Source organism: Vibrio mytili, assembly GCF_049563345.1.
GTDB lineage: Bacteria > Pseudomonadota > Gammaproteobacteria > Enterobacterales > Vibrionaceae > Vibrio > Vibrio mytili.
Genome location: NZ_CP110482.1, coordinates 184,735 through 204,743 on the forward strand (window position 1 = coordinate 184,735; position 20,009 = coordinate 204,743).

At 44.5% G+C, this 20,009-nt stretch carries 17 protein-coding genes; 9 read left to right on the forward strand and 8 right to left on the reverse strand.

What is annotated here, in order from left to right:
* Positions 1-106: 106 nt before the first annotated feature.
* Complete coding sequence (locus tag ONE56_RS14530) at positions 107-1,210, reverse strand: mechanosensitive ion channel family protein (RefSeq protein ID WP_331438692.1); 1,104 nt, start codon at positions 1,208-1,210, stop codon at positions 107-109.
* A gap of 490 nt (positions 1,211-1,700) precedes the next feature.
* On the opposite strand from ONE56_RS14530, the gene ONE56_RS14535 reads away from it, so the two are divergent.
* Complete coding sequence (locus ONE56_RS14535; RefSeq protein WP_041155842.1) at positions 1,701-2,048, forward strand: helix-turn-helix domain-containing protein; 348 nt, start codon at positions 1,701-1,703, stop codon at positions 2,046-2,048.
* 170 nt (positions 2,049-2,218) lie between these two features.
* On the opposite strand, the gene lldD is transcribed toward ONE56_RS14535, so the two are convergent.
* Both lldD and ONE56_RS14545 read right to left on the reverse strand, forming a co-directional pair.
* Positions 2,219-3,361 carry an FMN-dependent L-lactate dehydrogenase LldD gene (gene lldD / locus ONE56_RS14540; RefSeq protein ID WP_041155843.1) on the reverse strand — a complete coding sequence of 381 codons (1,143 nt, stop codon included), beginning with the start codon at positions 3,359-3,361 and terminating at the stop codon, positions 2,219-2,221.
* A gap of 180 nt (positions 3,362-3,541) precedes the next feature.
* Positions 3,542-5,236 (reverse strand): L-lactate permease, encoded by a 1,695-nt coding sequence (locus ONE56_RS14545; protein WP_415679272.1) that lies wholly within the window; start codon positions 5,234-5,236, stop codon positions 3,542-3,544.
* A 161-nt stretch (positions 5,237-5,397) separates the two neighbouring features.
* On the opposite strand from ONE56_RS14545, the gene ONE56_RS14550 reads away from it, so the two are divergent.
* Both ONE56_RS14550 and ONE56_RS14555 read left to right on the forward strand, forming a co-directional pair.
* Positions 5,398-6,297: a LysR family transcriptional regulator gene (locus tag ONE56_RS14550; RefSeq protein WP_041155844.1), complete on the forward strand. Its 900-nt coding sequence runs from the start codon at positions 5,398-5,400 to the stop codon at positions 6,295-6,297.
* Positions 6,298-6,435: 138 nt separating this feature from the next.
* Positions 6,436-8,472 (forward strand): prolyl oligopeptidase family serine peptidase, encoded by a 2,037-nt coding sequence (locus tag ONE56_RS14555; protein ID WP_423840911.1) that lies wholly within the window; start codon positions 6,436-6,438, stop codon positions 8,470-8,472.
* A 304-nt stretch (positions 8,473-8,776) separates the two neighbouring features.
* Here ONE56_RS14555 and ONE56_RS14560 read toward each other — a convergent pair whose 3' ends face one another.
* Positions 8,777-9,274, reverse strand: coding sequence for a hypothetical protein (locus tag ONE56_RS14560; protein ID WP_423841165.1), 498 nt, complete (start codon positions 9,272-9,274; stop codon positions 8,777-8,779).
* Between the two features lie 197 nt (positions 9,275-9,471).
* On the opposite strand from ONE56_RS14560, the gene ONE56_RS14565 reads away from it, so the two are divergent.
* The gene (locus tag ONE56_RS14565; protein ID WP_423840912.1) at positions 9,472-11,832 is read left to right on the forward strand and encodes a Lon protease family protein; all 2,361 of its coding nucleotides are present in this window, start codon (positions 9,472-9,474) and stop codon (positions 11,830-11,832) included.
* 107 nt (positions 11,833-11,939) lie between these two features.
* Here ONE56_RS14565 and ONE56_RS14570 read toward each other — a convergent pair whose 3' ends face one another.
* Positions 11,940-12,686 (reverse strand): flagellar brake protein, encoded by a 747-nt coding sequence (locus tag ONE56_RS14570; RefSeq protein WP_331438699.1) that lies wholly within the window; start codon positions 12,684-12,686, stop codon positions 11,940-11,942.
* 117 nt (positions 12,687-12,803) lie between these two features.
* Between ONE56_RS14570 and ONE56_RS14575 the strand changes: the two genes are divergently transcribed.
* The 3 genes from ONE56_RS14575 to ONE56_RS14585 all read left to right on the forward strand — a co-directional run bounded on the left by ONE56_RS14575 (position 12,804) and on the right by ONE56_RS14585 (position 15,349).
* On the forward strand, positions 12,804-13,088 hold the full coding sequence (locus ONE56_RS14575) for a GNAT family N-acetyltransferase (protein WP_415679270.1): 285 nt from the start codon (positions 12,804-12,806) through the stop codon (positions 13,086-13,088).
* Positions 13,089-13,090: 2 nt separating this feature from the next.
* Complete coding sequence (locus ONE56_RS14580; protein ID WP_423841166.1) at positions 13,091-14,056, forward strand: phosphotransferase; 966 nt, start codon at positions 13,091-13,093, stop codon at positions 14,054-14,056.
* Positions 14,057-14,167: 111 nt separating this feature from the next.
* Positions 14,168-15,349 (forward strand): MFS transporter, encoded by a 1,182-nt coding sequence (locus ONE56_RS14585; protein ID WP_041155848.1) that lies wholly within the window; start codon positions 14,168-14,170, stop codon positions 15,347-15,349.
* 136 nt (positions 15,350-15,485) lie between these two features.
* Here ONE56_RS14585 and ONE56_RS14590 read toward each other — a convergent pair whose 3' ends face one another.
* The gene (locus ONE56_RS14590) at positions 15,486-16,616 is read right to left on the reverse strand and encodes an HlyD family secretion protein (RefSeq protein WP_041155849.1); all 1,131 of its coding nucleotides are present in this window, start codon (positions 16,614-16,616) and stop codon (positions 15,486-15,488) included.
* Positions 16,616-16,993: a DUF3302 domain-containing protein gene (locus tag ONE56_RS14595; RefSeq protein WP_041155850.1), complete on the reverse strand. Its 378-nt coding sequence runs from the start codon at positions 16,991-16,993 to the stop codon at positions 16,616-16,618. Before ONE56_RS14595 ends, ONE56_RS14590 begins: the two co-directional genes overlap by 1 nt.
* A gap of 152 nt (positions 16,994-17,145) precedes the next feature.
* Here ONE56_RS14595 and ONE56_RS14600 point away from each other — a divergent pair, with 152 nt between their 5' ends.
* On the forward strand, positions 17,146-18,036 hold the full coding sequence (locus ONE56_RS14600; protein WP_041155973.1) for a DMT family transporter: 891 nt from the start codon (positions 17,146-17,148) through the stop codon (positions 18,034-18,036).
* Positions 18,037-18,140: 104 nt separating this feature from the next.
* Positions 18,141-19,169: a phospholipase A gene (locus tag ONE56_RS14605; protein ID WP_041155851.1), complete on the forward strand. Its 1,029-nt coding sequence runs from the start codon at positions 18,141-18,143 to the stop codon at positions 19,167-19,169.
* A gap of 75 nt (positions 19,170-19,244) precedes the next feature.
* Here the strand turns inward: ONE56_RS14605 and ONE56_RS14610 are convergent, their stop codons facing one another.
* Positions 19,245-20,003: a type II CAAX endopeptidase family protein gene (locus ONE56_RS14610; protein WP_331438703.1), complete on the reverse strand. Its 759-nt coding sequence runs from the start codon at positions 20,001-20,003 to the stop codon at positions 19,245-19,247.
* Between the last annotated feature and the right edge of the window lie 6 nt (positions 20,004-20,009).

The following is a 20,009-nucleotide window of genomic DNA, read 5'->3' on the forward strand; positions in this document are numbered from 1 at the left end:
AAGCAATATGGCTAAAGACCAGATAGCAAAAGCCCACTCACTAAAACAAAAGTGAGTGGGCTTTTTATACGTTACCTAGTCCTTGCTATAACTACGTCAATAAACATTAAAAACCATGGTCGTCTTGATCGGCAGCGTTGGTCATTTGGATAGGGTCCAATTTCAAAGTCTGAGTTGGGAAAGCAATGTCCGCATTATGTGTTTTGATGATATCGATCACTTGCAACAGCACATCTTGTTTAACTTCATGATAGCGAACCCAGTTCACCGTTTTGGTGAAGGTATAAATAAAGAAATTTAAAGATGAAGGCCCAAAGGCATCAAAGTTGACGATAAGGGTTTGGCGTGCGTCGATATCTTTATGATTCTTTAGCATTTCCCTCACCGCCGTGATGATTTCAGGCATCTTTTCTGCGTCGCTGTAGCGAAGCCCTATTTTTTCGTAAATCCGTCTATTCAGCATGCGAGATGGGTTTTCGACAACAATGCTACTGAACACTGAATTGGGGACATACAATGGTCGTCTATCAAACGTGCGGATAATTGTCATACGCCAACCAATGCGCTCCACAGTGCCTTCTATCTCTCGATCCGGCGAACGTACCCAGTCACCGACTTTAAATGGTCGGTCAAAGTAAATCATCATTCCGCCGAAGAAGTTAGACAGTAAGTCTTTGGCGGCAAAACCAACAATTAAACCACCGACTCCGCCAAAAGTGAGTAAGCCTGATAACGAAAGACCAAAGGCTTGCATCACCGTTAATACGCCGAGTGTGACAAAAAATAATCGTGTCACTTTGGCAACTGCTTGTACTGTGGTTTCGTCTCGCTTCTTGTTCTCTAGAACATACTCTTCCACATTGGTGATCAGACCCATGACAATCCAGATTAACACGCTGATGACAAGAATCAGTTTGAGTGTGCTTAACCAGTTGAAATGACTTTTCATTTCACTTTCTAACACTATGCCAAGTGAGACAGTAGCGGGCCAACACCAGATGAGAGTACTGATAGGAGTCTTTAATGCGTCGAGCAACATGTCATCCCAATGGAATGGGGTTCTCTCGACGATTACTTGTAAACGAGAATGGAGCAGCCGCCAGACTATCCAAGCTAAAAAGCTAGCGATGGTGATGAAAAGAACACTGCCACTCCAGTTTTGGCTATGAACGTGGATGAAGCTTTCTAATTCGGTAAACCATTGTGTCATAAGTAAGTTTCATTTGTGACGAATCATGGAAGGAAAGGTAACAGATATTATCGGTTCACCCCAGTTATTTTACTTTATTGTCGCGGTGTTATTTCTGGACGTGAGTCGCAGTGCAGGCATGAAATTTTACTTATACCCAAATGACTTCAAGATACAGGATTCAGAGCATTGTCACTGGCATGAGTTCAAGGAAGATAACGAAGCGGAATAGCGGGCTCTTTCCGAGTTATGTGACGATGAAATCTTGTCAGTGACATGCTCCCGAAGGGCGAGTTGACTTGCCTCACCGCCTTTGTTAACGATTTTTGATTTAGAACCACTAGATCTTCAAATCGTTGCCGCGTCTGTGAACCAAGTCATTCTCGCTGAACCTAGCATCTTGAGGTTATTTGGGTATACAACAAGTAATTATAATTTCTCTGACTTATCGCTAACATTCTCGTAAAGTAAGTGTGAGAGGGTAACGCGACTGATTTTATGGGAGGAAAATATGGAATTTAGTGAGCAGGATAGAAACGCGCTCTATGACATTTGGATGTCACAAAAAGCCAAGATGCATATCACTCAAATGGAAATGGCGAAACGCCTAGGTTTGAGCTTACATGAATTTTCTGGTTTTTTACGCGGCAACTCTCCGCTGACGCTAGGTTTTATTAAACAGCTATGCGAGCAACTCCATGTTCGTCCTAGCCAAGTGATTCCTTCGTTGACAGAGCGAGATTTATCTGTCGCTGGCAGTGTATATTTGCAGAACAGAGTGACCGTGGATGGTGACATCAGCAACGTGTTTGTTGAAGGTAACCAAGTGGTTATTGAGTACGTTCATCAGGTTGCTTAATCACTTACGCTAAACAGAAACCTTACCCAATGCTCTATGTCTTTTCGTTACATGATTTGCGTTACCCTTTTTAGTATTGGATTTAAACGGTAAAAAAACGAGCCAAAAGATGGCTCGTTTTTATTTTTTATCCGTATCAACTTGAGTGTTCGAGTTAATTGAACGCGTTTTTATGATGGTATTTTTACTAGAGACTCTGACGAAAGATCTGAAATACGCTTTGCGCCGGTTAATGTCATCGCGACTCGCATTTCTTTGTCGTATAGATCGAGTAAGTTCTCAACGCCTGCACCGCCTTGAGCCGCCAACGCATAAACAAATGAACGGCCCAGCAGAGTACAGTCAGCACCCAGAGCAAGCATACGAACAACGTCCAATCCGGTGCGAATGCCAGAATCCGCAAAGATCTTTAGATCGCCTTTTACTGCGTCTGCGATACTTGGTAAGGCCTTTGCGGTAGAGAGGACACCGTCTAACTGACGCCCACCGTGGTTGGAAACCACAATGCCGTCGGCCCCAAATCGTACTGCGTCTTTTGCATCTTCTTCATCCAGAATGCCTTTAATGACCATCGGACCGTCCCAAAAGTCACGAATCCACTCTAAATCTTTCCAAGAGATGGAAGGGTCAAAGTTCGCACCTAACCAGCCGATGTAGTCTTCCAACTTGGTCGGTTCACCGCGATACGTTGAAATGTTCCCTAAGTCATGAGGTTTACCCAATACTCCGACATCCAATGCCCAGCTTGGATGAAGCATGGATTGCAATACGCGGCGCATTGCGGCATTCGGCCCACTCATACCAGAATGCATATCACGGTAACGTGCGCCTGGTACGGGCATATCAACAGTGAACACTAGCGTTGTCACTCCGGCGGCTTTGGCACGTTCCAACACGTTTTTCATGAAACCGCGGTCTTTCAATACGTACAGTTGAAACCACATTGGGCGTTCGATAGCTGGCGCGACTTCTTCAATCGGGCACACCGAAACGGTAGACATGGTGAACGGGATGCCTTTTTTCTCAGCGGCCATTGCGGCTTGCACTTCGCCGCGGCGGGCATACATACCTGTTAAGCCAACAGGCGCAAGTGCAATCGGCATCGCCAGTTTCTCACCAAAAATTTCGGTTTCTAGACTCAAGTCTGCCATATCACGCAGAACACGTTGACGCAGTGCGACGTCACCTAAATCATCCGTGTTGCGCTTAAGTGTGCGTTCGTCATACGAGCCACCATCAATATAGTGAAAAAGAAAGGGTGGTAGTTTCGCTTTAGCGGCCGCGCGATAATCGGTAGAAGCGGAAATAATCATAGTAAAGTCCTAGCGTTTGTTCTGAATAAACCAATTGATAAACCGTTTATTCATTTGTTCGTTTATTCACTTGTTCATTGACACAACCATCTCAAGTGAACGATGTATTGTTAACGATGGTTGTGTCTAAATTTGATGCAAAGTGATAATGCTCAGTGTTTGAGTTAATTCAACAGGGTATTAAGACACCATTAAGGCGTCGCTAATTTGGAATCCGTATATCAAGACCATGCCTATAATTCCCGTCATTACAATGTAGTAGAAAGTTGGAATGACCGTTTTGCGTAACGTTGCTCCCTCTCTTCCTAGCAGGCCTACCGTCGCAGATGCGGCAACCACATTGTGAATCGCAATCATGTTGCCAGCCGCTGCGCCTACAGCTTGCAGTGACACGACCATTGCGCTTGAGATAGACAAGGTTTGAGCGACTTCAAACTGGAATTGACTAAACATCATGTTTGATACGGTGTTAGAGCCGGCGATAAATGCGCCCAGTGCTCCCACCGTGGCACTTAATGCAGGAAATGCAGCACCAACAAGATCAGAGGCAAAGTTCGCGGTGGTGACGGGCATGCTGGTAAGGTCTGCTCCATTAATGCCTGAGTTGATGAAGATACGTACCATAGGGATAGTAAATATCAGGACAAAACCTGCGCCAATCAGTGTCTTGCTGGATTCGCCGAAAGCGGCACGCAGCGGCTTAGCACTGCCGTTTTGCAATACAGCGGCAAGAAGAGCGCAGAACACTAAAATGCCACCAGGTAAGTACAAAGGTTGAATAGCGGCGCTTACGCCCATTTCACCGAGAATGTTGTTGAATGAGATGCTGATGCTTTGTAGAAAGCCTTTAAACTCTGGGCTCACACGGCTGGCAACAAGAATGACGGCTAGCATGACATAAGGAATCCACGCTTTCACCAAGCTCATTGGCTTACCAGGGTTATCTTGTATGTCGATTTTGAGCGAGCCTAACCATTCAGCTGGCCACTTATCTTCGCTTTCAAAATTCCAAGTTGATTTTGGAACCAAAAAGCCTTTTTTCGCTGCAGTTACGACAATGGAAAGCCCAATGAGACCACCAATCAACGATGGGAATTCAGGACCGAGCAATACACCGGTCAGTGCGTAAGGCACGGTAAAGGATACGCCAGCAAAGAGGGCAAATGGTAAAATATCCAGACCCTCGCTCCAGCTTCTGTTTTTGCCAAAGAAGCGCGTCAGCATCATCGCCATGAGCACTGGGATCATAGTACCGACTACCGCGTGGATAACGGCGACATTGGCGGTTATCTGTTGTAAATACGCCTCCCACGAAGAGCCTTGCGCAAGTAGGTTCTCAGTAATGTTATGCGAATCCAGCCCTTTGTTTACACCGACGATAATCGGCGTTCCGACCGCTCCGAATGACACGGGCGTCGATTGAATCATCATTCCCATCAAAACTGCGGCAAGCGCCGGAAAGCCAATCGCGACTAACAAAGGTGCCGCGATCGCAGCAGGCGTGCCAAAGCCAGATGCGCCTTCAATGAATGAACCAAAACACCATGCAATAATGATCGCCTGAACGCGACGATCGGCAGAGATATCGGTAAATCCATTGCGGATAGTGGTGATCGCGCCAGTGTGCTTTAAAGTGTTGAGTAAGAAGATGGCTCCAAACACGATCCAGAGTACAGAAACAGTAATACCTAAGCCTTGGAATACGGAAGCCAGCACACGCGTGACTGACATATCCCAAAACAGTAAGGCGATAGCGACGGTAAGACCGAACGCAACTGGCATGGCTTTTTTTGCTGGCCAGTTGAGACCAACCAATAAGATGGCGGCAACAACAATTGGCGAGAATGCCACTAGGGCAAGTAGGGTTTCACTCATTGGTACTTCCTTTGTCCACAGACCTATCAAGCAGAATGAATCTGTTGTAGAGGTGACTTTTGTTGTAATGGTTTTGTTAACGTGGCGTGAATCTACCCCTTTATTTTTTGTTGATATAGGGAAATAATGAAAATAATTAATTCCAAAAGTGACATAATAGTATGCGAGCAGACGACTTAATCCTGTTTTCACAGGTCATCGAACTAGGCAGCTTTAGTAAGGTTGCAGAAGTAAATGATCTTACAAATTCGGTAGTTAGCAAAAGAATTGCAAGATTAGAAGAAGAGATTGGGACTCAGTTATTATATCGAACAACGCGTAAATTGACCTTAACGGAAGCTGGAAAAGCTTTGTTACATAGTGCGAAAAATGTGAAGCAAGCCACTCAGGAAGCCAAAGACGCTGTGGCTGGGTTCGGTGAGAATGTGAGTGGACACATTAAGATGTCTGTCCCAACCATTTCTGGCGATTTGATTCTTGCCGATGCGGTGGCGGAGTTTTGCAACCTGCACCCCGGATTAACAGTGGAAATGTCATTAGACAATCGCTTTGTTGACCTTGTCGCTGATGGCTACGATCTTGTTATTCGAACCGGATACCTCGAAGATTCCAGCTTAATCGCTCGGCATATATTGGACTCGCAATGGGTAGTATGTGCCTCACCTTCTTACATTGCAAAGAATGGTAAGCCGATTAAACCAACGGATTTAACCAGCCATAATTGCTTGCAATACGCTTACCAAACGACGGGCGCATCAGAGTGGGAATTTAAAGGTCGCGAGGGCAATTATATTGTTAGGGTCTCGGGATGTTTTTCTACCGACAATGCAACAGCATTGCGTAAGGCTGCGATGGGAGGACACGGTATCGCTTATGTGCCTCGATGCTTGGTGTATCACGATATTCGGAGTGGGCAGTTGGTGGATATTTTTCCGGAACTGGTCGGTAAAAAACTCGGTGTTTATGCCGTCTATCCATTTACTCGACAGCCTCCGAACAAAGTTAAACTACTGATTGAGCACATTCGTGAGCGCTATTTGACCATCTCTCATTACTTCTAGACAGATCAGATATTTACAAATGTTTCAATCTTTTCGTTGAAAACAAAGAGGTGTCACTTAAAGTATGGGTTGAGAGTGAATCTCAACTAACCTAACTCTTCACTATTAAAAACAAATAACCGGAGTGACACGGACGTTATGCATTACCCAAAAACACGTAAAGATTCTGTTGTGGACACCTATTTTGGCCACGATATTGCCGACCCTTATCGGTGGTTAGAAGACGACAGAAGTGAAGAAACTGCCCATTGGGTTTCGAGCCAAAATGCGGTCACATTTGATTACCTAGGTCAGATCCCATACCGAAGTAAAATTCGTGAACTTGTGGCCAAAAGCCAGAACTATGAAAAATATTCTCAGCCTTTTATTCGCGGAGATTATACCTACTTTTATAAAAACGATGGCTTACAAAACCAGAGCGTACTTTACCGTCGTAAAGGTGAAGACAATAAGGCGCAGGTCTTCCTTGATCCCAACACGTTTTCTGAGGACGGAACCACTTCGCTGGGCGACGTAAGCTTTTCTAAAGACAATCGATACGTTGCCTATTCTATTTCTGAAGGCGGTAGTGATTGGCGAAAGATTTTTGTCATTGATACAGAAACGAAGGCGCAGATCGAACCCGAAATTGTTGATGCAAAGTTTACGGGCATTTCTTGGTTAGGTAACCAAGGCTTTTACTACGCGAGCTACGATAAGCCGAAAGGCAGTGAACTTTCGGCACGTACCGAACAACATAAACTTTATTACCATCAGCTAGGGACACCGCAGTCGGAAGATAAAGTGATTTTTGGTGAGTTGGACTCACAAATTCACCGCTACGTTTCCGGCAGAATCACCACCGATGATCGCTATTTGATCATATCCGGAGCGGAATCTACGTCGGGTAATCGCCTGTTTTGTATCGACCTTGAAGACGCATCTCAAAACATTGTGACACTGAGAGAGACAACGCAAGGGGATACTTTCCTTGTCGACAACCAAGGCAGTTCATTATTGCTATACACCAACCTCGACGCTCCAAATGGTAAAGTTGTGAGTTACGATACTCAAACCTCACAATGGGCAGAGGTTATTTCGGAGCAGGAACAGCCGCTAGAAATCAGTAAAGGTGGTGGCTATCTATTTGCAACTTACATGGTGGATGTCCAGTCAAAAGTACAACAATTTAACTATCAGGGTGAGCTGGTTCGTGAGTTGGCGTTGCCAGGGCAAGGTACGGTATATGGCTTGTCTGGAAAAACTGAAGAAACCACGCTCTACTACACGTTCACCAATTACGTGACGCCACCTACGATATTCTCTTTTGATACCGAAACCGGAAAATCTGAGCTTTATCAGGAGTCCAAAGCGCCCTTTGAACGTAGTGAATATCTGTCTCAACAGGTGTTTTACACCTCCAAAGATGGGACACAAGTCCCGATGATCATCGCTTATAAAAAAGGCATAAAGTTGGATGGTCAAGCGCCAACCATACTCTATGGTTATGGTGGTTTTAACATCAGTTTAACCCCCATGTTTTCTACTAATGTTGCAAATTGGCTAGAGTTGGGCGGTATCTACGCAGTTGCGAATATGCGCGGTGGCGGTGAGTACGGGAAAGAGTGGCACGACGCGGGTACTCAGCAACAAAAGCAGAATGTATTCGATGACTTTATTGCGGCGGCTGAATACTTGATAGACCAGAACTATACCAGCCCCAAGCGTTTAGCCATCCGTGGAGGATCCAATGGTGGCTTGTTAGTTGGCGCATGTATGACTCAACGTCCGGACCTGTTTAAGGTTGCGCTTCCTGCGGTTGGCGTTCTAGATATGCTGCGCTATCACACGTTTACGTCGGGTGAAGGCTGGAAGTATGACTACGGCACGTCTGAGCAAAGTGAAGAAATGTTTCAGTATTTAGTTGGTTATTCGCCACTACATAACGTCAAGGAAGGCGTCACTTATCCGGCGACGTTGATTACTACGGCCGATCATGATGATCGCGTTGTCCCCGCACATTCGTATAAGTTTATCTCCGAGTTGCAAGAGAAACAGCGTGGTGAAAATCCGGTCTTAATTCGGATTGATGTCAATGCCGGGCATGGTGCAGGTATGCCGCTGAGTAAGCAAATTGACCTGACGACGGACATGTATGCGTTCACGCTCCATAACATGGGCGTTCAGTTACTCTGATTGGGCTTCACATCAGCATCTGTTATGGATTGCCGAAATGAAAAATGCCGCGACAGTGTCGCGGCATTTTTCTGGTTGGGGGGAACTCAAGCCCAATCATCTCAACGATGGAGGGAATGTCAGGTTGACTAAGCCTAACTCTTGAACCAACCGTCTCGGCGGCCAAACCGAATGGCAGCTATACCATTTTCGATAATACTTATTAAACTCTAGCTTATGATTGTTAAAATTGGATGAACGTAGGCGCGGTTGACTCGATTTTCATGACTTTCACTCTCAAATCAAATACTAATCACTATTCTATTCAGTTGTAAAACTGAGTGTTGTGCTGTTCTGCAGCACTCATCATTTGCAAATATAAAAATTTTTCGTGCGCACGGGTAACCTGATCCAGCTCGATCATCCACGTTGCATGACGTTGAGCCGCGCAAAATGCCGCCATGTGTGCAAGCAGATCTTCGCTGTGCTTGGCGAGATATTGTTCGGTACGACGAACCAGTTCATGGTTTTCTAACTGCAGGAATTGGAATAAAGCGTACGTTTGATTCAGTGTTGAAAAAGCAGCACGTTTTAGGCCTAACCGGTTGAAGAGATCCGATTGAGCGATGCTTGCATCTCGTAGTCCGCTAATCAGGCAGACAAATTGACATGGCTTGGTATGGTTATCTTCTAAGGCATGATGAACGTGATTGGGTAAGTGCTCAAGGACGTCTTCATACAACCTCTGGGCTTCTGGCCAGTGGCCTTGGTGCATCAATTCCTGTGCTTTTATATATCGCATCCAACACTGCTCAATATCCATGTCCATATCCACTCTTTTGATTTGTTTTAGATGTTAAATGAAATTGATTATCAATTGCAAGTGTATTTTATGGTTACTTTTATACACTGGCATTGGCTATAAATTGTCCAATCAAACTGGGGTGTAAGGTAAATCACTTAAAATTAAACAAATAATCTCTAAACTCAATGGACGACAATAAAAAAAGGAAAATGGATATGGCAATACTAAAATTGGAACGTAGTCAGCTATATTCTGTCGCGGCATTAGACAATATGCCGTGTAAATCGACCAAAGAGTTACCGCCTATCGATGAAATTGTGGGTCAGGAGCGCGCGCAAAAAGCGGTCGAATTTGCAATGTCCATTAAGGAAAAAGGTTACAACATCTACGCTATAGGCCAAAACGGACTCGGCAAGCGTACGATGATATTGCGGTATCTAAATCGTCACAAACATGATGCAAACTCACTGTTTGATTGGTGTTATGTCGCAAACTTTGAAGATATTCGTACCCCCAAAGTTCTCAAACTCCCTTGTGGGGTGGGACACAAGCTCCGGGTTGATATCGAGACCTTGATGGGGAAATTACTTAACGCCTTACCTTTAGCTTTTGATAATGAGATGTACTTTAGTCGTGCAGAGCGATTAAAAAATCAGTTAGCCAGTAAGCAACAGAATGAACTTGAACGTATTAGTCGGGAGGCGAAGGAAAAAGATATCAGCCTGACAATTACCCCTCAAGGCGATTACCAATTTGTCGCGATGAATGGTGATGAACTACACACGGAAGAATCGTTTGATGAGCTCAGCAAAAAGGAGCAAGAACAATTCAGTGACAGCATTGATGAACTCGAAGTCAGTTTGCGCTCTATGGTTCGAGAGCTAACGGAATGGGAAGAGGCATACAGTGACAAAATCAAGAAACTTAATGATGAAGTCACGCTTGATGTGATCACTCACTTTATTAAAAAGCTTAAAGAAGATTACGCTCGTTATCCAGAAATCAAAGCTTATCTTACTGAGTTGCAAAAGGATATTGTCGAAAACGCGGATATTTTTCTCGACGAAACGGGTGAGCAAGGCGAAATTGCTGCCGCGTCATTAGACAAAAAATTACCACGCCGATATAAAGTCAATGTATTGGTCAGTCGTAGTAACAGCGATTTTCCAATCGTTGTAGAAGAAAACCCCAATTATCACTCCTTGTTTGGTTCTATTGAAACGGCGACGTTTAAGGGCACGGTATTTACCGATTTCTCTCTCATTCGTGCAGGCAGTTTACACAAAGCGAATGGCGGAGTTTTACTGATGGATGCGCAGAAAGTACTGGAACAGCCTTATGTGTGGGATGGTTTGAAGCGTGCTATTCGTTCACGCCAACTTAGCCTCACATCGCTTGAGAAAGAAGTCACCTTAACCGGCGCTGTCTCTTTAGATCCTGAGCCGATCCCACTCGATATCAAAATTATCCTATTCGGCGACTACCGAACCTATCAGTTGTTACAGCACTACGACCCGGAGTTCAGTGAGCTGTTTCGCGTCACGGCAGATTTTGAAGATGAAATGAAGCGAACTCCTGAGTCTGAGCTGCATTATGCAAGATTTATTTCTAGTGTTGTTAATGATAACAACATGCTGCACTGCGACAAAAAAGCCATTGCGCGGATTATTGAGTACAGTTCGCGCCTATCCGGCGATCAAACCAAGTTATCACTGCATTCGGCCAATATCGCGAATCTGCTGAGAGAATCCAATTACGTCGCGCGTCAAGCAAACTCTAATATGATTCGTACTGGTCATGTAGAAGAAGCGATGAAGAACCAAGAAATGCGTGTGAGTCGATTACGCGATAACGTGATGGAGACCTTTGTTAATGGCACGACACTGATTCGTACCGAAGGATCAGCGATAGGGCAAGTGAATGCTCTCTCGGTATTGAGTACCAGTGATTATATGTTTGGTGCACCAAACCGGATTACGGCTACTTCGTGCTACGGTGACGGCGATGTTATCGATATTGAGCGCAGCGTTGAACTCGGTGGCAGTATTCACTCCAAAGGGGTCATGATTTTGTCCGCGTACTTATCTGCTGTATTTGGTAAAACCGCTCGGGTTCCACTTACAACGACCATTACGTTTGAACAGTCTTACGGTGGTGTGGATGGCGATAGTGCGAGTATGGCAGAGCTGTGTGCGGTAGTGTCTGCATTTTCAAAGCAACCCAATCGGCAAGATATTGCTATCACGGGGTCTATGAACCAGTTCGGTGAAGCTCAGCCAATTGGTGGGGTGAATGAAAAGATTGAAGGTTTCTTCGACGTTTGTGCCATCAAAGGGCACCATGACGGTCAGGGCGTCATCATTCCGCGATCTAACGTGCATAATTTAATGTTGAGAGCAGACATTCTGAAAGCAGTGGAAAGAGGGGAGTTTCACATTTGGGCGATTGATCATGTTACTGAGGCCATTGAATTATTTACTGGTAAAGTAGCGGGTGAGCCAACGGAAGAAGGTACCTATCCCGTACATAGTATTTTTGGCCTTGCTCAAGCCAAGCTCAATGCATTGAGGAAGTAGTCAATATTGAAGCGTGCCATGGTGCGCGTATACCCCGCTTACTATTTGGTATTGGCGGGGTATTTCTGATATCGCTTTTTTGCAAAGGCTTATGGCTTAAGCATCAGTTATAGCTTGAGCGACAGCTTGGTACCATCGAACTTGAGGTGGCTAAGTAAACTTTTTGCGTTTTCCTTGCCCGCCTCATCAAATTCTACCCCGTACCGTGCGTAGTGTGTTGACTTTTGAAGGTTACAAATACGTCCCCCTATAGGCGCAAATACGAGATTAGTTTTTGGTACTACCAACTCCAATAGCACTTTATCGTCAACTTGAAGCGGGCGGCTCATAGGGTTGGTGACAAAGCGGCAACCACTGCGGGAAACATCACGTAATTCACACTCAACACGGTAGTCGTCGATGTGCGCATAGGCTTGTAAATTGACCTCATAGCGCACTTCTTTTCTCAGTTGATAGACCTGCATTGTCGAAGGTAGGCTGAGTATTAAAATTGGGTAGGGGTCACTCAATCGGTGTTGGAGCTGAGCTCGAAAAGGAATAACTGCACCTTCACCTCTTTGTGAGTATGCTTTAACGGTAATCCAAAATCCTTCCTGAAAATAAAATTTCAAGTCTTCGTCCGATATATTTGGGACTTCTATTAATGCGGTATGATTGGTATGACAGCCGATAAAGGTGCTAGTGGTGATGAACTTTGTGCCTACGGGGGTGGTCACATTTAATGAGACTTCACTGCCGTGTTCCACCATTGCCATTGCATCCGTGCTATTTAGCGTGGTGGCCTGACGTTCCTGAGTCTGCTTGCTGTGCAGTGCTCGTTTACCATCTCTGGTATTGATAATCGTATTTCTCATTATTATTGTCGTTATTTGTTAGTTGACTGATATGACGTCGCATCCTAGCGCCCGATTTATTTTATTCAGTGATATAGTTTGTTTCAATAAATCTCAACAAAAAAGGTGATTGAAGTTATGCAAAAAGTGGCCCATGACGTTAAAAATTACTGCTTTTGGGTTGGACTTAATCCAGAATATAAGGCAAAAGTTGAATACAAAATGGTAAATGGTGTGATGCATATCACATCGACTTATATTCCCGAGCCGATGAGAGGAAAAGGCTGTGGCAAGATCATGATGGAGGCAGTTCTGCCAGAAATTGAGGCGCTAGGGTACAAAATTTATCCAGTTTGTTCTTACGTTGCGCACTATATTGAGAACAATAAACAGTGGGCAGAACTTTTAGCTCCGGAGGCTTGAGGATCCGTTCTTTGTATCAAAATATTGGTGATGAACTAAATCTAGGTAAGTTCATTTGCAGTCAAGTTATTCAGTCACTTTGGGGTGGGTATGGTGAACTGGTTAGGTTACGCTTCTCTAAATGTTCGGTGATTGTGAAACATGTAAAACTACCCAAACCATCTCAACATCCGAAGGGCTGGAATACCAATCGCTCACACCATCGAAAGCTCCATTCTTATCAAGTGGAAGTCAGTTGGTATGAACATTTTAGCCAGCCTATTGACGAGCGCTGTCGAATACCAGTGGGATTGAAATGTTTTCAGACAGACCATGAGTGGTTAATTGTGATGGAAGACTTGGCACAAGCGGGCTATACCAAAGTGATCCAAAACGCGACCCAAACCCATTTACATGCTTGTCTGTATTGGTTGGCGAATTTCCACGCGCGTTATATCGGGGTTCGTGGCGAGTGTTTATGGCAGATTGGTACGTACTGGCATCTCGCTACTCGCCCTGATGAACTAAACGCATTGGAAGATAGGAAGCTAAAAGAGACGGCTGTTTTAATTGATCACACCCTTCAACAGGCGAAATACACCACTATCGTGCACGGTGATGCCAAGTTAGCAAATTTCTGTTTTGACGACGAAGAGACGTCAGTCGCCGCCGTAGATTTTCAATATGTTGGACATGGTTGTGCAATGAAGGATGTTGCACTGTTTATGAGCAGTGCAGTCGCTCCCGAAGCTTGCGCTGAAATGGAAGACTGGGTACTTAATACGTACTTCTCCGAGCTGAACCAAGCACTCCAAATCTATCAACCTCATCTTAATCCGGTAGACGTTGAGAGAGCTTGGCGTCCACTTTTTGCTGTCGCTTGGGCTGACTTTCAACGTTTTATCAAAGGTTGGAGTCCTGAACATTGGAAAGTTAACCCCTACACTGAAGCCTTAACGATGAGAGCGATTGAGAGTTTGACAAAGTAGTATCAGTGAATAGATGAGACAGCCTATCTGCAAGTGGTTGAAATACGTTGGACGTTGCGAGTTTGTTGCATATAGAGCTATCATGATGACTTCATCATTCAAGGAATCAACATGAATACCTCATCTCAAGGTTGGAGAACACCACATAATTTTCTGTTATTGGTTTCTATTATCGTACCGATAGTCTTTTCTACATGGATGGCATTACTCAATAACTTCGTCATTGAAAAAGCCAATTTTGATGGTGCAGATATAGGATTGTTGCAAAGCGTTCGCGAAGTGCCAGGGTTCTTAGCGTTTACTGCTGTGTTTGTTTTGCTGTTTATTCGTGAGCAACGTTTTATGTTAGTCGCGTTGGCGATGCTAACATTGGGGACTGCGATGACGGGGTATTTCCCCACGCTGTACGGATTGCTGTTTACTACATTGCTTATGTCTACGGGCTTTCACTATTTTGAAACGCTTAAGCAGTCACTATCGTTACAATGGCTTTCGAAAGATGAAGCGCCAGAAATGCTCGGTAAGCTGATTTCGGTGGGTGCGCTTGCATCTTTGTTTACCTACGGCGCGCTGTGGGTGATGTTGGAGCAACTCAAGTTTGAGTTTAAAACCGTTTATCTATGTGCTGGTGGATTGGGTTTTGTACTGATTCTGGTTATGGCATTTGCTTTTCCTCAATTTAAAGCGACCGTGCCACAAAATAAGAAGTTGGTACTTCGCAAACGTTATTGGCTTTATTACGCATTGACCTTTATGAGTGGTGCTCGTCGTCAGATATTCACCGTGTTTGCCGGATTTTTAATGGTTGAGAAGTTCGGTTATTCAGCCGCCGATATTACGTTGCTATTTTTGATTAACTATCTATTTAATTTCCTGTTCGCAAAGCGTATCGGCCGTATCATTGGTGTGGTTGGTGAGCGTAAAGCGTTAATGTTTGAATATGTGGGGTTGATTTTTGTCTTTGTCGGCTACGGCTTGGTGCAAACTGCAGAATGGGCTGCGGCACTTTATGTGGTTGATCATCTCTTTTTTGCATTGGCGTTAGCTATCAAAACCTATTTCCAAAAAATCGCTGATCCTGCTGATATGGCATCCACGGCAGGAGTGGCTTTCACCATTAACCATATTGCTGCGGTTGTGATTCCTGTTACTTTTGGTGTCATTTGGTTGGTGTCACCTTCAAGTGTTTTCTATATTGGTGCCGGTATGGCAGCAATAAGTTTGTTGTTCTCGCTCAATATTCCGGCAAAACCAGAGGAAGGCAATGAAACTCGCGTTTTGAAGTGGAGCTAGCCTATACGAGAAGCCGATGACGCCTTAGAGAAGTCGTCTACAGGGATTCGGGTACAAAAAATAGAAGGAGCTGAAAACCGCTCCTTCTATTTTTATGTTTGGATAAACCGTTTTATGGTTGGATAAACAGCCTTAACTAGTGATCGAGGTATAGGTAGTTTTGCCAGCTCTTCATACGAATGAGTACTTTACGCATGATAGCAACGTGATGGAAACTGTCAGAATAAACCGCGACTTCAACAGCGGTACCCAGAGGTAGGTGATACTCGCTTAAATCATCGGTTATTTTTAGTTTGACGAAAACACGTCCACTGGTGCGAAGCGCATCTGTCCCTAACAGGTTTCCTCGAGCCTGGAATTGGCTTTCACCAATCGCAGGAATGACCTCGACTACTTCGCCTTTAAACACCTTGCCAGGAATCGCTCGGAACATGAACTCTGCCTCGAAACCGGCCTTTAAACGCTGCAACGAGTTTTGTCGAAACGCTGCGGTATAAACAATGTCTTCTGTGTGAACAAAGGTCATCGCTGGTGCAAGTGGTAGAGGGACGGCCATGACACCGGGACGTAGAGCAAGTTGAGTAACGTAGCCGTCAGTCGGTGCGCGAACCACCGTCTGTTCTAAGTTAAACTCTGCTTTGCGTAGCTCTGCCAATAATTGAAGAACTTGGGTGTTCTCTCCACCAATTTCTGAGTCAAGTGCAATTTGTGCTTGTTCTTCTCGTTTGTTAGCGACTTCAAGCATCGCCTGTGCTGACTTAAAGGCTTGGCGTCGAGTATCTAAATCTTGTTCAGTAAAGGCACCGCGATCAAATCCACGTTGGTAACGATTGAATTCACGTTGTGCTTTATCTCGGTCTGCAATGGCTTTAATCACGGCAGCTTGAGCCTCTTGTACATCTGACTCCAGTGATAGTGCACCTTGACTCGCCTCTTTCACCTTCGCTTTTAGTCGTTCTACTTCCGCTTCAAAAGGCGTTGGATCAATTTTGAATAGTATATCTCCGGTTTTAAGCGGTTGGTTGGCCTCGACAGGGACCTCGATCACACGCCCGCGAACACCAGAAACAATTGGAGTTGTAGGGTAGACTTGAGTGCCTAACTGAGTGAACGGATGGTTGTAGTTCATCAAAAGAACCAATGTGCCAATCAGCACGACACCGCCTAATACTGCGGTCGGAACTGTCCATTTGTTAAGAGGAATTTTAAAGATTTTAAAAATGGCAATACAGATAGCGGTATAAGTCAGAATGAGTAATAAATCCATTATTCTTCCTCTTTACTCTTTTCAGCATTTAGCTTTTGCTGACTTTGTTGTTTTAACGTCGATACTTCATTTTTTAGCTCGTCAACTTGGTCGATAAGCTCTTCAAGGCGATGATGAATATCGTGCGTTTCTTGTTCTAATTGTTTAAAGCCCCAACCGCGTTCTTTCCGCCATAATGTGGCCCAAATCCAAAGAAAAGGCCAGAGAGCATGAAATGTAAACAAGCTTACCCAACCTGCGTAGTGAATGGCGTCCTGGTGTGGGTGCTCGCGCTCTTTAGCTATTTCATAAGGAATGTCGTGGATAACGATGACACCGTAGAAAATAACTAAAGCAACGAAAATGAGAACGCCAAGTGCAAAATAGTCTAAAAACATCTTTCTTACCTGTGGTGGTTGCTAATTGGAAAAAGTTACGTAAATTAACTATTTAAGTATTTGTGAGAACAAAAGATGAATCAAGTTATTTTCTGATTAAAGTGGTTTGTTGTTTAAGTGGCACGCAATGGTCGACGAGATAGGGGAAAATGGTGGAGTATTTAGGTGAAACAGCAGCCATTGGTGCAGCAGTCGTGTGGTCTATTGCAACTTGGGTGTATAGTCAATTCAGTCATCGTTTCTCTGCCATGCAACTCAATATTGTCAAAGGAATCATCGCTTCAATGATGATGTTGGTTGTTTTGCCAATGCTCCCCAATGACATACCCACCAATATCGAGCCTAATTATCTTATCGTTTTGGCTATCTCGGGCATTGTTGGCATTGCGATAGGAGACTCGGCCTATTTTGCTTCCCTTAAACGCATCGGCCCGAATAAGACGTTATTATTAGAGTCTTTGGCTCCGCCATTGTCAGGTCTATTAGCTCTGGTCTTTCTTGGTTCAGAACTGACGTTGCAAAGTTGGCTCGGTGTTATTGTCACTACCATTGCGGTGACGTACGTCGTATTTCAACCTTCTGATTCAGGTGGTCCTACCAACTGGGCTGGTGTCAGTTTTGGGTTGTTAGCCAGCGTTTGTCAGGCCACCGGTGTTGTTATTTCGCATTATGCGCTAGTGGCTGGAGACCTGCCGCCTCTGCTCGGCGCATTGATTCGTCTTAGCATTGGCGTGATCGCGGTCAGTATTGTGGTCAAAGTCGTTGAACCTAAACCATTTTCAAATATTAAACTGCATCTCAGAGAAATGGGAGGGCGAGCAAGGGGCTGGTTATTGCTGGCAATTTTTCTAGGGACCTTTCTCGCACTTTGGTTGCAGCAAGTTGCGTTAAAGCATGCGAATCCTGCCATTGCTCAAACACTCATCGCGACAAGTCCGCTATTTATTTTAGTTATTTATATTGTTCGAGGTGAGCCAGTTGGTTTCAAAAGTGTACTGGGGACGCTAGTCGCACTTATCGGCATTTCACTGTTTTTTATGTAATATATCGACATTTATCTCACGTTGTCTTAACTTTGCGATAGCAAGTGTTTTACGAAGCGAATTACAATCACGCAGTTTTACATCAATAAGAGTAAGGAAATCGGATGGCTTCGAAAGTGGCTGGAATATCGGCACTGAGTTTATTGGTCGCCCCATTTGCGATGGGAGAACCCGCCAGCGCGTACGAGTTATGTTTGTTAGACGCAATTAAACAGGGCAGTGGAGAAGAAACCATCGCCAACATTCGTGAACAGTGTGAACTGGATGCGATAACAGATACTGTGGCAGTTGAGTCTGAAACCACGATAGCGGAAGCACCTCAAGATAACTTAGCCGAGAAACGGTTGGAAGCGGAAAAACAAACCGCGTTTGAGCCTTTCAGTTTGGTGGCCCATCGGATTAACTATATCCTGCCGATCACATATAGCGATCGCGTCAATAAAAAAGCTTACGAAGATACGAAGTACGGGGACGAAATCCGTAAAGAAGAGGCTGAATTCCAAATCAGTTTTAAAGTACCAATGAACTACAACGATTTATTGTTTGATGGCGATAGCCTTTTCTTTGGTATTACGCTCAAATCTTTTTGGCAGGTGTACACTGGATCGGCATCTCGCCCGTTTCGTGAAACCAACTATCGGCCTGAGATCTTTTATTACACTCCAACCGAATGGAAACCATTTGATGGCTCGACTTGGCTGGGTTTTGGCGTAGAACATGAATCTAATGGTCAGAAGCAAGACTTATCACGTAGTTGGAACCGTGTTTACGCCAACTTCACCTTTGGTAAAGAAAATTTCGTAGCAACGTTTCAGCCTTGGTGGCGTATCCCTGAAGACGAGAAATCATTTGCTGATGATCCAAATGGTGATGATAACCCAGATATTGAAGACTATATGGGGCACTTTGAGTTAACCAGTGCTTACAAATGGAATGGATATGAGTTCACTTTCTTAGGTCGTCAGAACTTTGAAACGCACAAAGGTTTTGCTGAATTAGGTGTGCTTTTCCCGATTTGGGGCAAAGTTCAAGGGTATGCACAATACTCGACGGGTTACGGCAAAAGCTTGATCGACTATAACCATGACCAGCAACGTATTGGTCTTGGTATCGCTATCAGCGGTGTGTTGTAGACACTCGTTCGAAAAACCTCCCGTAACAAGGAGGTTTTTTAATTCATAAAGATGTTGTTAGTTGACGGAGGCTGACTAAGCCGCTGCCATGACGAGTAAAAATATCACCCAATCATTAATAATGTGCGCGCCAGTGGATACCCAGATATTTTTGGTTCTGATGTACGCTAACGAAAGAATTAAACGAGCACTGCCGATCACAACAATACACTGTGCCCAGTTCCAGTTATACGAAGGCAGGTGAACAAGCCCGAACACCAACGAAGACAGGAACCATGCAAGCAGAACGGACATCCTTCTCGACAAGCCAAGCTTGCTATAGCCCACATAAAGGAATGCAAGGAACGGCAGTATCGTCAACACTTCTTCGCCAAACAGCTGCGGAATGCTTTGCAGTAAAAAGAGCAAACGTTGCTGTAAGTCTTGGTCTTTCAACGCCACAAGCGCGGCGTTTGATTCCGCGCCCAACGTATTAAGAAAAATAGCACCAATAGATACGGTCACGACTAAATTTAGCAGTGCAATAAAGAACATTACGCCAACGCTACGCCAAGATAGTTTACGAAAAATAGCGTGAAAAAATGGCTTGGCAACCAAGTGGTAGACTACTAATGGAATTGCGAAGAACAATATTGAACGGATCACCCCGGCAAATTCACCTTTAAGAAGCGGCATGTCAACAGTTAACACGGTGAAGCCGATAGCAACGCCCAGTAATATCACCAGCCAGTTCTTAGTGTCTATGTGAGTCGGAGAGTCGTTGTAAAAAGGAAAATCGTCTCCAGCTCTTTCTAACCACGAAATGTGATGAGAAGTATATTCAGTCTTACTCATTAAGGT

What these genes read in the sequence shown, in the direction of transcription:
- ONE56_RS14530 (WP_331438692.1), bottom strand. Translation starts at nt 1,210, where the DNA reads ATGACACAATGGTTTACCGAATTAGAAAGCTTCATCCACGTTCATAGC.
- ONE56_RS14535 (WP_041155842.1), top strand. Translation starts at nt 1,701, where the DNA reads ATGGAATTTAGTGAGCAGGATAGAAACGCGCTCTATGACATTTGGATG.
- lldD (WP_041155843.1), bottom strand. Translation starts at nt 3,361, where the DNA reads ATGATTATTTCCGCTTCTACCGATTATCGCGCGGCCGCTAAAGCGAAA.
- ONE56_RS14545 (WP_415679272.1), bottom strand. Translation starts at nt 5,236, where the DNA reads ATGAGTGAAACCCTACTTGCCCTAGTGGCATTCTCGCCAATTGTTGTT.
- ONE56_RS14550 (WP_041155844.1), top strand. Translation starts at nt 5,398, where the DNA reads ATGCGAGCAGACGACTTAATCCTGTTTTCACAGGTCATCGAACTAGGC.
- ONE56_RS14555 (WP_423840911.1), top strand. Translation starts at nt 6,436, where the DNA reads ATGCATTACCCAAAAACACGTAAAGATTCTGTTGTGGACACCTATTTT.
- ONE56_RS14560 (WP_423841165.1), bottom strand. Translation starts at nt 9,274, where the DNA reads ATGGATATTGAGCAGTGTTGGATGCGATATATAAAAGCACAGGAATTG.
- ONE56_RS14565 (WP_423840912.1), top strand. Translation starts at nt 9,472, where the DNA reads ATGGCAATACTAAAATTGGAACGTAGTCAGCTATATTCTGTCGCGGCA.
- ONE56_RS14570 (WP_331438699.1), bottom strand. Translation starts at nt 12,686, where the DNA reads ATGAGAAATACGATTATCAATACCAGAGATGGTAAACGAGCACTGCAC.
- ONE56_RS14575 (WP_415679270.1), top strand. Translation starts at nt 12,804, where the DNA reads ATGCAAAAAGTGGCCCATGACGTTAAAAATTACTGCTTTTGGGTTGGA.
- ONE56_RS14585 (WP_041155848.1), top strand. Translation starts at nt 14,168, where the DNA reads ATGAATACCTCATCTCAAGGTTGGAGAACACCACATAATTTTCTGTTA.
- ONE56_RS14590 (WP_041155849.1), bottom strand. Translation starts at nt 16,616, where the DNA reads ATGGATTTATTACTCATTCTGACTTATACCGCTATCTGTATTGCCATT.
- ONE56_RS14595 (WP_041155850.1), bottom strand. Translation starts at nt 16,993, where the DNA reads ATGTTTTTAGACTATTTTGCACTTGGCGTTCTCATTTTCGTTGCTTTA.
- ONE56_RS14605 (WP_041155851.1), top strand. Translation starts at nt 18,141, where the DNA reads ATGGCTTCGAAAGTGGCTGGAATATCGGCACTGAGTTTATTGGTCGCC.
- ONE56_RS14610 (WP_331438703.1), bottom strand. Translation starts at nt 20,003, where the DNA reads ATGAGTAAGACTGAATATACTTCTCATCACATTTCGTGGTTAGAAAGA.